This is a genomic window from Oceanicaulis sp. (genome assembly GCF_051859625.1).
Taxonomy (GTDB): domain Bacteria; phylum Pseudomonadota; class Alphaproteobacteria; order Caulobacterales; family Maricaulaceae; genus Oceanicaulis.
In genome coordinates this window covers 458,854-472,021 of the sequence record NZ_JBHYFH010000002.1, presented here as the reverse complement: position 1 = coordinate 472,021, position 13,168 = coordinate 458,854, and the positions used below count along the sequence as shown (strand labels likewise).

Below are 13,168 nucleotides of genomic sequence, written 5' to 3'. Positions count from 1 at the left end.
TCTGGCGTTAAAAGACAGACGACAGGCGGACGCCGACCGTACGGGGCGCGCCTGTGTTGCAGCGGATGAATGTTCCGCCGGTCGAAGGATCGGTCAGGCCCAGCTGAGGGCTGAGCGGCTGGTAGAAGCTGACCCCGCAATACCCTTCATCGGTCAGGTTCTCGCCGAAGATCGCAAGGCTGAAGCGGTCACTGGGATCGCTCAGGGTCAGACGCGCGGAGAGCAGGGCGTAGCCGTCCTGCAGAACCTGCGGATTGTTATCGATCACCCCGCCGACGAATTGCTCGCCGACATAATTGAAGCCGGCTGTTGCACGCCAACCCCATTGGGCGAGTTCACCGTCCACATTGATGAAGAGATTGCCGGTCCATTCCGGTGCGAAATGGTTGCGGCCGCCGGTCAGGTCCTGAACCGCACGATTGCCGCCCACCGGGCCGCATCCGTCAATGTCTGGACTGGCGTTGGTGCAACCGGGCAAGGCCTGGGCGCCCGGGAAGCTGTCAAATTCGGAGTCGAGATAGGCGACGCCGCCAGTCAGCTCGACATGGTCCGTGATGAGCAGGGCGCCGTCAGCTTCAAATCCCTGATGGACCAGGGAGCCGGCGTTTTGGGTCAGGAAGCTGGAGCCGTCAAAACTGCGCGATTGGAAATCATCCAGTTCGGTTCGGTACAGCGTGACGGCCATTTCCATCCGGTTATCCCAGAAAGCGCCTTTGAAACCGAGTTCGAAGTTTTCAGCCGTTTCGCTGTCAAAGGTCCGGTTTTCCGCGGACAGCAGCGCTGCGCCGCCGCCGGAGTTGAAGCCGCCTGATTTGTAGCCGGTGCTGTAAGAGCCAAAGAATGTCCGGTCAGGGCTGGGCGTGTAATTCAGCGCCAGACGCACGGTCGGGGTCTCGTCTGAGAAGTCCAGGTCCGTATCGGCAGGGGCGCGGAAGGCCGCCGCGGAGAGCGGGTTGGCGGCGAGCTGCAGAAAGCGCCCATCGCGCTGGTCTGAGGTATACCGCGCGCCCAGTTGCAAGGTCAGTTCCGGGGTCAGCAAATAGTCGCCCTGGGCGTAGACCGCCAGGCTGTCCGAGCTTTGCGTCATGCGCAGATCTGACGCCACATCCAGGGGACTGTTCAGGCATGGCCCACGCAAGGGCGGGGGGGCCAGGGTCGCGCAGGTCCGAGGCGTGAATGACAGGGTTTCGGTAAAGGCTGCATCTTCATGAGAGGCGTAAAGACCGGCTACAAAGCTGAACCGGCCATCCAGCAAGTCATCCGGAGACACCAGACGCAATTCATGTGACCAGCTCTCGCTATCAAGGCCGGCGATACGACCCGAGAGCGGAACGGAGAGATAGAAGATGTCTTCATCGTATTGCTGGTTTTCATAGTCGCGCCAGCCACTGATCAGGCTGAGAGAATACCCCGTATCAAAGTCATAGCTCAGGTCGCTGGAGAGGCCCCATTGCGCATCTGACAGATCACCGCCCAGAAGGTGGTTCACGCGGTGATCATAGGGATCTTCCAGGTCGGGCAGGTTCGCGGCTCCGCCCAGGAATCCCGTCAGGATCGCGCGGCCGCGAGCGGTCAGGGTGTCGCCGAGGGCTTCCGCGGCGCTGCGGCCGTCTCCGGACAGGCGCGTATGGTCGAGACGGACGGACCAGGAGAGTTGAGGGGAGAGGTCAAAGTCGGCGCTTACACGCGCAGCGACAGTCTCGTCCCCGCCAAACGCGCGGCCATCGGGAATGAACTCGCCATAGCCGTCAAACTCTGACGCCTGCGCGGCGAACCGCAAGCGCACAGCGTCATTTACGGGCACATCCACGGCGCCTTCGAGTTGTTGGCGTCCGTAATCGCCAAACTCAACGGAGACTTCGCCGCCAAACTCACTTCCGGGGCGTTGGGAATTGAGGATCACGCCGCCAGCTGTGGCGTTTCGACCAAACAGGGTGCCTTGTGGGCCGCGGACGACTTCAACGCTGCCGATGTCCAGGAAGGACGCGTACAGGATCGAAGGACGCGGAATGTAAACGCCGTCCAGGAAGAACGCAGTGCTTTGATCGGCGGCAGTATTGCCGGCTGTGCCGATGCCGCGCACGACGATCCGGACATTGGCCGCGGCAGCGCTTCGGGTGGCGTAGAAGTTTGGAACTGTGCGTCCCAGGTCCAGCGCCGTGGTGATGTTGCGGTCTTCCAGCATCTCACTGCTCAAGGCGATGATGGAAAGCGGGACCTCCCGAATATTCTGCTCGCGCTTTTGCGCGGTGACGGTGATGACGTCCAGAACGGCGTCAGGCCCCCTCTCTTGAGACAGCGCCGGACTGGCGAGTCCGCATAAAAGGGCGAGGGCTGTGCCCCCGAGCCAGATCGTTTTCATGATATCTCCTCCAGATTTTTTATTATTTTTTGTTTTGTTTTTTTGTTCCGGCTCAGGGGGCTGGGCACGGGAATAAGGCTTCAACCTGATTGGTTTGAAGGTATTGGGTGCGCGGCATGTATGGGCCGAGGACGCTCTCCAGGTCGTCCTGTCGCTCTACGCGCTCGATGGAATTGGCGAAATCGTCAGCCCCCAGCATGTGGCGGATCTGAACAATCGTGACATCCTCATCGAACATGCCATCGCCATCATCGGCCATGGGAAGCCAGCTCAGACCGCATTCAGGTCGCGCATTCCGAGGCCGATCTTCCTCGCGGCTGATGACGACGGTGAAGAATCCCCTCGGATCAAGAGGGATTTCTTCATCGAACAGGCAATCATTCACGCGTGTGTTGACGAAGCTCTGATTGGAGCAGATCGACCAGTAGCGCAGCTGGCCTTCGCCCATTCGTGTCTCGCCGTTGAAAGTGGCCGGCGTGGTGGGCGCCTTCGCCCTGACCAAGAAGACCGGGCCATGCTTTCGATTGACGATGGTGCGGATGTAGAAATTGTCCGGATTGGGATAGAACCCGCCTTCAGAACGGCGCGCATCCTCATTGATCTGACCGGTATAGATCCCCAGCAGACTCTCGCGATCAAGCTGGATGAACCATTCTGCTGGCGATTGCGCCGGCCATGTGTCGGGACGGTTGGGTTGGGTGATCAGTGCGCGATATTGAGCAGGGGTGATGCTGGCCGCCCCAGACGCCATCACGGCAGGCTGCCGCGTGCGTAGAGCCTGGCAAGCCTCTGGACCGTGAAGGGTTTCGCCAGAGGCGAGCGTCAGAACCGGTTGGGGCAATCCTACATCGCCTGTGGGAGCCGTGCCGTCATCAGGAAGATAGATCCGGTACAAAATGGTTTGCGGGCCGCCCGCTTCGTCAGCCGGAGCGTGCAAGGCGTTGGTCGGGCCGTTGGCCTCGCGTGATCCGATGTCGCGCACGGTTTCAGGTTCAGAACTGCGCACCTCAATGGAGTACTGGTTCATATCCCCGGAGCGCGCGGCGTCCTCGATAAACGGGTTATTGCCCTGATCAGCATTGATCAGGAAGTCTGGTAAAGATTCAATGGGATGGCCTGCTGTCGTATAGGAAACAAACGACATGTATCGACTGGCGGGAAACTCGCCTTCGAGTTGGAGCCGGGCGCCTTCAGGCACGCTGAACACGCCTGCCCAATAGAACACATTCGCGTCCGGATAGGCGATGTTGATGTACGGATCTGCGCCGAAAGGACCCCGTCGCCAGAAGCAGTCACGTGGCCCCGGTATGGTCTCATCAATGGCTGAAACCTGCTGGACGGGACCGCTGCTGGCCTGACCGTCAGAACATGAGGTCAGCGCTGTCAAAGCAATGACAATGCCAAGGGATCTTAATGCCATGGCGTTCCTCTCCTGTGTCGTACGGGAGGTTCGCCCTCCCTGATCGTTGATCAGAGAGCAAAGACTAAGTTGGCGTCCGAGACTGCTAACTAGTTAGCAGTGCGGTGAAGTATGATCGCCTTGCACCACAGGACTTGAGCGATCAAGCGCGCGTGCGACCTGGTGCTGGAGCGCTTAGATCGTGAGAGCTCATGCGTCGCTATCAGTGTCGAGGCGGCGCGCCTGCAGAGCGCATCGCTGGCCTCGTAGATATTCAACACCCAAAGAGCGCCGGATAGGCCGGAGCAGGGCCATATTTGCGAAAAGGCGCTTGCCTGAACCTTGAGACCTTATTGGTGGGCGTCGGGAACTGGGTGCGCATGTCTTGCTTCGGCGAATTCAGGCTCGGTGTTCGCGTGCGGCTCTATCTGAGTTCAGGGGAGAGGTTCGCCGCTCGGCCAAGGGCGATTGAGTGACAACATGAGAGAACAGCGAACAGATGAACTCTGAGAGAATGAATTTCCCGCATAAGATATATTATGAGAAATGTTCAATCGTGCTTCAGGCCCGAGACAGGTCGACAATTGCGTTGTCTGTCTGGCGTATCGTGACTTCCAGGCCGTCATAAGCCGGTCTGACGCCCTCAGGCAGGCGCTTGAGGAGCGCTTGGTAGTCCAGATCGATGTGCAGGTTTGTCAGCAGGCCAAGTTCAGGCTTGATCCGGGAGATCCAGTCGAGCGCCATGCTGACATGGGCATGGCTCGGATGGGGTTTGTCGCGCAAGGCGTCGACGATCCAAACGGTCGCGCCGCTCAACGCCGTCATCGCATTATGGTCGAGGCCGTTGACGTCCGGCGTGTATGCGAACGGCCCGATCCGCACGCCGCTGCAGGGTTCATGGCCGTGGATCACGTCAAACAGTGAGACTTCGATATCACCGCCCGCTCCCGAGATGATCGCCGGTTCGCACGGTTCCAGCGCTAGGTCGTGCATCAGCGGCGGATAACCTGAGCCTTCTGGCGTCTCAAAAATATATTGAAAGCGCTCCCGCAAGAGCTGACGCGTCTCCGGGCTCATCAGCGCTGTCAGTTGAGCGCCTCGTCGGTAGACAAAAGCACGAACATCATCAATGCCATGGGCCTGGTCTGCATGGGTGTGCGTGAACGCGACTCCGTCGAGTGCGGGAATGCTCGCATTCAGCATCTGCTGCCGCAGATCCGGAGATGTGTCCACAAGCAGCCGTGTGACATCGCCAGCGTTCAAGGCGGTCAGGCTTTGAGCGCGTTCGACCAGCAAGCTGCAGCGCATGCGGCGGTTTTTCGGGTTTTTCGGGTCGCAATCGCCCCAGTCGCCATCAATGCGCGGCACGCCGCCGGATGATCCGCAGCCCAATATGCGGGCGCGCAATACCGGCTCGTCATTCATGATGCTGAAATCCGGTCAAACAGTCTCAAGGCTGCTTGCGTCGTACGCTCCGCGCCCTCCTCCGCATCCCAGCCCTTTATCTCACACAGCTTCTCAAGAACATGGGGCAAGTAGCTGGGTTCGTTTCGTCTTCCTCGATGAGGAACCGGAGCCAGATAGGGGCAGTCGGTTTCAATGATCACGCGATCTTCGGGAACAATGTCGCGGAATACAGCGCAGACATCCTCAGCCTTCTTGAAGGTGATGATGCCAGAGGCGGAGAAGTATGACCCCAGGGCTGACGCGCGACGCGCCAACTCGGCCCCGCCGGTATAGCAATGAAGTAGCGGGCGAAACGCCCCCTTCCCCATTTCCTCTTCCAGCAAATCCGCCATCTGTGTGTCCGCCTCCCGGCAGTGCAGGATGATCGGCAGATCAGCGCGTCTGGCCGCCTCGATATGGGCGCGCAAGGACGGATACTGATCCTCGGCCGGGCTGTGATTATAGTGAAAATCCAGTCCTGTTTCGCCAATCGCCACGACTTTGGGATGCTTGGCGATCTCCAGCAGCTCATCGGCTGTGATGTCGGGGCGGTCCTTGGCGTGATGGGGGTGCGCGCCGATGGTGCAATAGACATCGTCATGCTTTTCCGCGATCGCGGCGACCTCTTCAAATTCATGAAGCCGGCAGCAAATAGCGATCATCGGTGAGACGCCTACCGCCCGGGCGGCGTCCAGAACCTGATCGAGATCCTCGGCGTACGCATCGCCATGCACATTGATATGGGTGTCGATCAGCATGTCAGCCTTATTCGGTGCGGGCCGCGTCCTGCATCAGGCTGAACGCAGCGTAGAGCGTTTGTTTGGCGTCGAGATAGAGCGTTTCGCTTTCTCTCGCCAGACGGGTCAGTCGATCTGCTGCATCCACCCAGGCGCCGGCCTGGTCTGCGCCGCCGCTTTGCAAAGCCATGGCTCGGGCCCGATCCTGGGCGTTGGCGATCAGGAAATCGAGCGTGATCGGCTTGATCTGCTCGCCACCCTTGCGACCGGCGGCGGCGGTGATCTGGGCGATAGCGCCCCGGTCCAGCCGCGGCAGGCTTTCAAGCGCGGCGTCAATCGTCGCCTTGATGGACGGCGCATCTGTTTCCGCCAGAGCCAACGCGCGTCCGGGCGCGCCATTGGCCAGCGCGGCGGCCCGCTGGGCGTCATCGGCGTTCATGGCGTGGGTTTCGATCAGCCATTGCGTCGTGGCTTCAATACTGGGCGCCCGCAAGATCAGGCGGCGACAGCGCGAGCGTATCGTCGGCAGCAGTCGTCCGGGCGTATTGACGATCAAAATGAGGATGCCGCGCTTGGGCGGCTCTTCAAGAGTTTTCAGTAAGGCGTTGGCGGAATTTGTATTTAGCTCGTCAGCGCTATCAACGATGCAGACCCGCCATCCCTTGCCGCTCGCGCTCTTTGAGAAAAACTCCGGCGCACGCCGCGCTTCCTCGACCGGGATTTCACCCTTCAACTTGCCTGCCTTGTCATTATAGGGGCGGCGGATCAGCAAGAAATCCGGATGCGAGAGCGCTTCAAGTCGGCGGCAGACCGGATCGTCAGGTGCGCTGGCCAACCCGCCTTCACCCTGGGCTTGCGCGCCCAACAGGCGACGGGCCAGGCGGTAGGCGAAGCTGGCTTTGCCCACGCCCTTGGGGCCTGAAATCATCCAGGCATGGTGCATCCGGCCGCTATCGATCGCGGCTTGCGTGTCTTCAAGCGCCTTGTCCTGGCCAAACAGCTCATAAACCCGTCTGGGATGGGGCAGCCCCCCTTCCCGGTCTGCTTCGGGCCGTTCGTCATCACTCACGCCGGGACCTCCAGACGGTCCTTGATCATCGCCATGGCGCGCTCAAAGACCTCTTGCGGGCTTTGAGACCCGTCCAGGATCACACAGCGGTCAGGTTCGGCGTTTGCGATCTCAAGAAAGGCTTGACGCAGGGCCTGGTGAAAGGCGCCGGGTTGGCGTTCAAACCGGGTCGCGTCCTCGCCGCGCGTTCGGGTCCGTTCGAGCCCTTGCTCAGGGTCGAGATCGACCATGAAGGTCAGATCAGGTCCAAAGCCGTCAAGACAGGCGGCGTCGATCTGGGCGATGCGCTCAGCGGCGAGCCCGCCAGCTGCGCCTTGATAGGCGCGTGTGGAATCTGAAAACCGATCGCAGATCACCCAGGTTCCAGCCTCCAGGGCCGGTATGATCAGGCGTTCCACATGGTCGGCGCGCGCTGCGTAGAGCAGCAAGGTTTCAGCGAGCGGCGACCAGCGTCCCGTTTCACCCTCAACCAGCAAATGGCGCAACGCCTCGGCATTGGGCGTGCCGCCAGGTTCGCGGGTGATCAGGGTGTCACATCCTAGGGCCTGCAGGCCGGCCGCGAGCGCTTTGGCGAGCGTGGTTTTGCCAGCGCCCTCGCCGCCTTCAAGGGTGATGAAGCGTCCGTGCGACATGCTCTTTAGCCGCCGCGAATGAGGCGGGCGAAGGCTGCGCCTGCCCGACCAAGCGCCCCTTTGCGGGCCACGGACTGAGCCGCTTCGACCGGAACGCTCAGCTCCCGGCCATCAGGCAAACTCACTTCGAGATGACCCACGATGTCACCTTCCTGAACCGGGGCGTGCAGCGGGCCCTCATAAACCAGCTCGGCCGTGACGCCGTCGCGGTCACGGCGATGCAGCCCAAAGGACAAGGCCTCTGACGTGCGCAGCTCGACCGAGGGCTCAAGCCCCAGATACACGTCGGCGCGGCCCAGGACGTCGCCCGCAGCCACCAGATCCACCGTCGAAAATTCAGAGAAGGCGGCGCGCATCAGGCGCTCGGCCTCATCGGCGCGGTCCCGATTGGAATCCATGCCGTTGAACACCACAATCCGGCGCTCGCCGTCCCGCTCCGCCGAGGCGACCAGCCCATATCCGGATTCTTCGGTATGGCCGGTTTTCAGCCCGTCTGCGCCTTCGAAGACGCCAAGCAGCGGGTTGCGGTTGAATTGACGGATGCCGTTATAGGTGAACTCACTTTCCGCATAGATATCATAATATTGCGGGTATTCTGTGATGATGTGCCGGGCCAGCCGGGCCAGGTCGAGCGCTGAAATGCGGTGCTCGGGATCAGGCCAGCCCGTGGCGTTGGCGAAGCTGGCGCTATCAAGCCCCAGCTCGTGGGCGCGTTCGGTCATCATCTGGGCGAAATTCGCTTCAGTGCCGCCAAGCGCCTCTGCGACGACGATGCAGGCGTCATTGCCGGACTGGACGATGATCCCGCGGATCAGGTCGCCTACCGCTGCGCGAGAGTTCACCTCCAGAAACATGGTGGAGGAGCCGGACGCCGCACCGCCCCGACGCCAGGCGTTTTCGCTGACCGGCAGGGTCGTTTCCAGCGTCAAACGTCCGTCTTCAAGCGCTTCAAACACCATCAAGGCGGTCATCAGCTTGGACATGCTGGCGGGCGGCATGGGCGTATCGCCATCCTTGGAGAACAGCATGTCTCCCGTCTCATGATCCAGGATCACCGCATGTGAGGCGCGCGTATCAAAGGCGCTCTGGGCCAGCGCCGTTGCGGGCGTCAGGCTCAGGGTGATCAGGGCGAACAGGCAAAGCAGTCGACGCATGAGAGGGGTCCCGGGTTGGCGGTTTAAGCGGAATCGGTGAGCGATTGGAAACACCCTAGCCTTCATCGGAAGCGGGCTGAAGCGTATCGCCCAGATTTTGGGTGTTTACCGGATTGTGGGCGCCAGGCGGCCCGATTTCCGGGTCAAAGAAGATGGGGGGCGCTTCGCGATCCTCGGGGTCGGCGGGGCCGAGCGCTTCTACGCGGACCTCAGCCAGCCCGTCATGCTCAAACCCCAAGGCCTGAGCGGCGGCATGACTGAGATCGATCAGGCGACCGTCGATATACGGGCCGCGATCATTGACCCGCACGATAATGCTCTTACCGGTGTCCAGCCGTGTCACGCGGGCGCGGCTGGGCAGGCGCATTGACCGGTGTGCTGCGGTAAGCAACGAAGAGTCAAAAATCTCGCCATTAGCCGTCTGACGGCCTTCAAAGCCCGGGCCATACCAACTGGCGAGGCCAACCTGAACGCTGCGCGCCGCTGTTGTCTGGGAAGCGTCAAATTCAGTCGAGGGCGCATCTTGGTTTTGATGGTCAGGCGTGAAGTCCGGCCGCGCATATGGGGTTGGCTGGCCAGAACATGCCGATAGCGCCAAAACACTGACAAGCCAGAGACACTGAAAGGTCCGGGTGCGGAAATGTGCGTGCATGAGCTGACCTTGAATGCTGACGCCAGTCTAATTCATCGTCAGTGTGGCGAAAGTGCGCAAGACACGGGGCCTGAATGCAGCAAGGGCCGCGATCCCTGATCGCAGCCCTCGCCGTTTTCCAGATGCAGTGGCGGAATTAGCCGTTGGCGAGATCGAAGCGATCCAGCTGCATGACTTTCACCCAGGCGTCTACGAAGTCGTCCATAAAGCGCTCTTCCGCGCCATCAAACGCATAGACTTCGACCACGGCGCGCAATTCTGCGTTTGAGCCGTATACGAGATCCGCTTCGGTGGCGGTCCATTTCAGATCGCCGCTCTGACGGTCACGTCCCTCAAAGACATACGCTTCATCGGTGGTGTTCCAGACGGTGTTCATGTCCAGCAGATTGACGAAGAAGTCGTTGCTGAGCACGCCCGGCTGATCGGTCAGAACGCCATGCTCTGCGCCGCCAGTATTGGCGTCGAGAGACCGCAGGCCGCCTAGAAGGACCGTCATTTCCGGCACGGTCAGGGATAGCGTGTCCGCTCGGTCGACCATCAGTTCTGACGGTGACCGGCGGTTGGCGGGGTCATAGTAATTACGGAACGCATCTGCGCGCGGCTCGAGATAGCTGAACGCGTCGGCATCCGTCTGGGCCTGAGAGGCGTCGGTGCGGCCCGGTTCAAACGGAACCGTGATGTCATGACCGGCCTGTGAAGCCGCGCGTTCAATACCCGCGGCGCCGCCCAGCACGATCAGGTCTGCGAGTGAGACGCGCACGTCATCGGCCTGGGCGTCGTTGAAATCGGCCTGCACGCTTTCAAGCACGGACAACACGCGCTCGATCTCTTCAGGATTGTTGACCGCCCAGCTGCGTTGCGGATCAAGCCGCAGTCGCGCGCCATTCGCGCCGCCGCGCATGTCTGTGTCCCGATAGGATGACGCCGCCGCCCAGGCGGTGCGGACCAGCTCGGCATTGGTCAGGTCTGTGTCCAGAATGGCGTCCTTGAGCGCGGCGATATCGCCTGCACGGACCAAGGCGTGATCCACGCTCGGCACCGGATCCTGCCAGAGCAATTCCACGTCCGGGACATCCGCGCCCAGATAGCGGGCGCTCGGCCCCATATCCCGATGAGTGAGTTTGAACCAGGCGCGCGCAAAGGCGTCTTCAAACGCTTCCGGGTTTTCAAGAAAACGCGTGGTGATCTCGCGATACGCCGGGTCAACCTTCAGCGCGAGGTCGGTCGTGAACATGATAGGAGTTTCAAATTCGTCCGGATTATGGGCGTCCGGGACGATCATCGCCTCTTCCGCATTCGCCGGAACCCACTGGATGGCGCCGGCCGGGCTGCGGCTCTGGACCCATTCAAAGTTATAGAGGTTTTCCAGATACTGCATGGTCCACAGGGTGGGCGCGGCGCTCCAGGCGCCTTCCAGGCCCGAGGTGACTGTGTCCGCGCCATTGCCGGTTCCGCATGAATTGTCCCAGCCCAGGCCCTGCGCTTCGACGCCATTGGCGGCCGGCTCTGGTCCTGTGCAGTCCTCCGGGCTGTGGGCGCCGTGGGCTTTGCCGAAGGTGTGGCCGCCTGCGATCAGCGCCGCGGTTTCCTCGTCATTCATCGCCATGCGCCCGAAGGTGTCGCGGATGGCGTCGGCGGCCAGTTGCGGGTCGGGAACGCCGTTCGGGCCTTCAGGGTTCACATAGATCAGACCCATCATGGAGGCGGCGAGCGGACGCTCGAGATGACCTTCATCCGAGTAGCGTTCTTCGTTGCCAAGCCATTCTTGTTCGGCGCCCCAATAGACAAGCTCGGCCTGCCAATCGTCTTCACGGCCGCCTGCGAAGCCAAGCGTGTCAAATCCCATGTCTTCCATGGCGACGGTGCCCGCCAGGATCATCAGATCCGCCCAGGAAATATTCTCGCCATACTTCTGCTTGACCGGCCAGAGGAGGCGTCGGGCCCGATCCAGATTGGCGTTGTCAGGCCAGCTGTTGAGTGGTTCGAACCGTTGCTGGCCGCCGCCGGCGCCGCCCCGGCCGTCAAAGGTGCGATAGGTGCCGGCGCTATGCCAGGCCATGCGGATGAAAAACGGGCCGTAATGCCCCCAGTCAGCAGGCCACCAGTCCTGGGATGTGGTCATCAGCTCCCGCAGATCCGATTTGACGGCGTCCAGATCCAGAGCCTGGAAGGCCGCCGCGTAATCAAAATCCTCACCGAGCGGATTGGAGCGGGTGGTTTCATTGAGACGAAGCTGCGTCAGGTCCAGTTGTTCAGGCCACCAGGCGGAATTGGGACGCGCGTGCTGAACGCCATGGCCCATGGAAGGACGCTGGTAGTCCTGGCTGTGATCGCTCTGGGCGATCGGTTCATTCACTTCGGACTGAATTCGCGCGCCGGGGAAAGTGGCGCATGCGGAAACGCTAAGCGCGATGAAAGCGCTGGAGGCGAGCAGAACCCCCTTGTTGAGCAGCGTCATGATGAAGACTCCCTGATAAAGTTGTGGCGCACGAATAAGAGTCTAGAGAGCTGTCTGAACATGGTTGCAAGTTCAGACAGCCAGCTTGCTTCCGGATAAGCAATGCGACTCATGTCTAGAGCGTGTATGTCCGCCTTATGATTACATTAGGTACAGGGCGTGCCGCAATTTCGTCAAAATGATTGCTTTGATGGCTGCTATTAAAACTTTTTATGGAGCACTGCAGCATTTGCTGCACGATCTACTGCATGGCGCTCCAGCGCCAGCTTGTGTCAGGCGCCCATCGCAGGCTAGAAACTCTGTGACGGAGGGGTGGCAGAGTGGTCGATTGCGGCGGTCTTGAAAACCGTTGAGCCGCGAGGTTCCGGGGGTTCGAATCCCTCCCCCTCCGCCATCATGAGCTTGTAGGTTCAATCCCCTAAAGCTTGTGAATTGAGTTCCCGCCATCCGCGAGGAGCGCCGTGCCTGTCACGAAAGACGCCGCATCCGACAACAGGAAAAGCGCCGCCTGAGCGATTTCTTCAGGCGCCGCCATCCGCTTGAGGGCGTGCAGGCTGGCGACTGTTTCATGAAAATCCGCGTTATCTCCCGCCATAGGCGTCAGAGTTCCGCCTGGTAACAGCGCATTTGCCCTTAGTCCTGCCGATCCGTATTCGGTCGCCAGGATCTGCGTCAGACCGATGAGCCCTGCTTTGGCGGCGGCATAGGCGCCCATTCCCGGGAGCCCGATCGTGTGTCCGACGAAAGAGGATGTGAAAATGATCGAGCCGTCGCCTGTTTCAAGCAAGGCGGGTATCTGGTGTTTCGCCGCAAAGAAGGCCGAGGTCAGATTGACGCTGATGACCGTGTTCCAGTTCTCGCTCGACATATCGTGAATTGGACCGAGATCGCCGGTGATGCCGGCATTGTTGAAGGCGCCATCCAGATGACCGAAGTGTTCTAGCGCATGTGAAACAAGTGATGCGTGATAGTCCTCATCCTCGACATTACCGGCCAAGGCTGTGGCCTGCCCGCCCATGGCGGTGATGTCTGCGACATGAGCCTCGAGCAATTCGCGACGTCGAGCGCCCAGAACCACATTGGCGCCCTCGGCTGAGAACAGTTTCGCCGCCGCCGCTCCGATACCGGAACTCGCCCCGGTGATAAGAATTGTCTTTCCTGTGAGATGCATGATCGTTTTCTCCGTTACGATGGAGAAACGCGTGCCTCATGCGGGCGCAGTTGAACCACCCGAAACTTGCTCTAACGTCATTTGAGTT

10 protein-coding genes and 1 tRNA gene are annotated in these 13,168 nt (G+C 60.7%); 1 reads left to right on the top strand and 10 read right to left on the bottom strand.

The features are described 5' to 3' along the window. Nucleotides 1-7: 7 nt before the first annotated feature. The 9 genes from ACTIGF_RS11860 to katG all read right to left on the bottom strand — a co-directional run bounded on the left by ACTIGF_RS11860 (nucleotide 8) and on the right by katG (nucleotide 11,903). Nucleotides 8-2,362 carry a TonB-dependent receptor gene (locus ACTIGF_RS11860; protein ID WP_439637085.1) on the bottom strand — a complete coding sequence of 785 codons (2,355 nt, stop codon included), beginning with the start codon at nucleotides 2,360-2,362 and terminating at the stop codon, nucleotides 8-10. Nucleotides 2,363-2,414: 52 nt separating this feature from the next. Then, nucleotides 2,415-3,782 (bottom strand): hypothetical protein, encoded by a 1,368-nt coding sequence (locus tag ACTIGF_RS11855; protein ID WP_439637084.1) that lies wholly within the window; start codon nucleotides 3,780-3,782, stop codon nucleotides 2,415-2,417. Between the two features lie 540 nt (nucleotides 3,783-4,322). After that, nucleotides 4,323-5,186, bottom strand: a complete 864-nt coding sequence (locus tag ACTIGF_RS11850) for an MBL fold metallo-hydrolase (RefSeq protein WP_439637083.1) — start codon at nucleotides 5,184-5,186, stop codon at nucleotides 4,323-4,325. Further along, nucleotides 5,183-5,965, bottom strand: coding sequence for a TatD family hydrolase (locus ACTIGF_RS11845; protein ID WP_439637082.1), 783 nt, complete (start codon nucleotides 5,963-5,965; stop codon nucleotides 5,183-5,185). The genes ACTIGF_RS11850 and ACTIGF_RS11845 overlap by 4 nt, the downstream gene beginning before the upstream one ends. A gap of 7 nt (nucleotides 5,966-5,972) precedes the next feature. Beyond that, entirely contained in the window at nucleotides 5,973-7,013 is a 1,041-nt protein-coding gene (locus ACTIGF_RS11840; RefSeq protein WP_439637081.1) for a DNA polymerase III subunit delta', read from the bottom strand. Continuing rightward, nucleotides 7,010-7,645: a dTMP kinase gene (gene tmk, locus ACTIGF_RS11835; protein WP_439637080.1), complete on the bottom strand. Its 636-nt coding sequence runs from the start codon at nucleotides 7,643-7,645 to the stop codon at nucleotides 7,010-7,012. The genes ACTIGF_RS11840 and tmk overlap by 4 nt, the downstream gene beginning before the upstream one ends. A 5-nt stretch (nucleotides 7,646-7,650) precedes the next feature. After that, nucleotides 7,651-8,799, bottom strand: a complete 1,149-nt coding sequence (locus ACTIGF_RS11830; RefSeq protein ID WP_439637079.1) for a D-alanyl-D-alanine carboxypeptidase family protein — start codon at nucleotides 8,797-8,799, stop codon at nucleotides 7,651-7,653. Nucleotides 8,800-8,854: 55 nt separating this feature from the next. After that, nucleotides 8,855-9,451 carry a septal ring lytic transglycosylase RlpA family protein gene (locus ACTIGF_RS11825; protein ID WP_439637078.1) on the bottom strand — a complete coding sequence of 199 codons (597 nt, stop codon included), beginning with the start codon at nucleotides 9,449-9,451 and terminating at the stop codon, nucleotides 8,855-8,857. Nucleotides 9,452-9,587: 136 nt separating this feature from the next. After that, the gene (gene katG / locus ACTIGF_RS11820; RefSeq protein WP_439637297.1) at nucleotides 9,588-11,903 is read right to left on the bottom strand and encodes a catalase/peroxidase HPI; all 2,316 of its coding nucleotides are present in this window, start codon (nucleotides 11,901-11,903) and stop codon (nucleotides 9,588-9,590) included. A gap of 312 nt (nucleotides 11,904-12,215) precedes the next feature. Between katG and ACTIGF_RS11815 the strand changes: the two genes are divergently transcribed. Further along, nucleotides 12,216-12,303 (top strand) — tRNA-Ser (locus ACTIGF_RS11815). A 24-nt stretch (nucleotides 12,304-12,327) separates the two neighbouring features. Here the strand turns inward: ACTIGF_RS11815 and ACTIGF_RS11810 are convergent. Further along, on the bottom strand, nucleotides 12,328-13,080 hold the full coding sequence (locus ACTIGF_RS11810) for an SDR family oxidoreductase (protein ID WP_439637077.1): 753 nt from the start codon (nucleotides 13,078-13,080) through the stop codon (nucleotides 12,328-12,330). Nucleotides 13,081-13,168: the final 88 nt, after the last annotated feature.

Excerpts from the sequence above, each read along its gene's own strand:
- ACTIGF_RS11810 (WP_439637077.1), bottom strand. The coding sequence starts at position 13,080 with ATGCATCTCACAGGAAAGACAATTCTTATCACCGGGGCGAGTTCCGGT.
- ACTIGF_RS11855 (WP_439637084.1), bottom strand. The coding sequence starts at position 3,782 with ATGGCATTAAGATCCCTTGGCATTGTCATTGCTTTGACAGCGCTGACC.
- tmk (WP_439637080.1), bottom strand. The coding sequence starts at position 7,645 with ATGTCGCACGGACGCTTCATCACCCTTGAAGGCGGCGAGGGCGCTGGC.
- ACTIGF_RS11825 (WP_439637078.1), bottom strand. The coding sequence starts at position 9,451 with ATGCACGCACATTTCCGCACCCGGACCTTTCAGTGTCTCTGGCTTGTC.
- ACTIGF_RS11845 (WP_439637082.1), bottom strand. The coding sequence starts at position 5,965 with ATGCTGATCGACACCCATATCAATGTGCATGGCGATGCGTACGCCGAG.
- ACTIGF_RS11830 (WP_439637079.1), bottom strand. The coding sequence starts at position 8,799 with ATGCGTCGACTGCTTTGCCTGTTCGCCCTGATCACCCTGAGCCTGACG.
- ACTIGF_RS11850 (WP_439637083.1), bottom strand. The coding sequence starts at position 5,186 with ATGAATGACGAGCCGGTATTGCGCGCCCGCATATTGGGCTGCGGATCA.
- ACTIGF_RS11860 (WP_439637085.1), bottom strand. The coding sequence starts at position 2,362 with ATGAAAACGATCTGGCTCGGGGGCACAGCCCTCGCCCTTTTATGCGGA.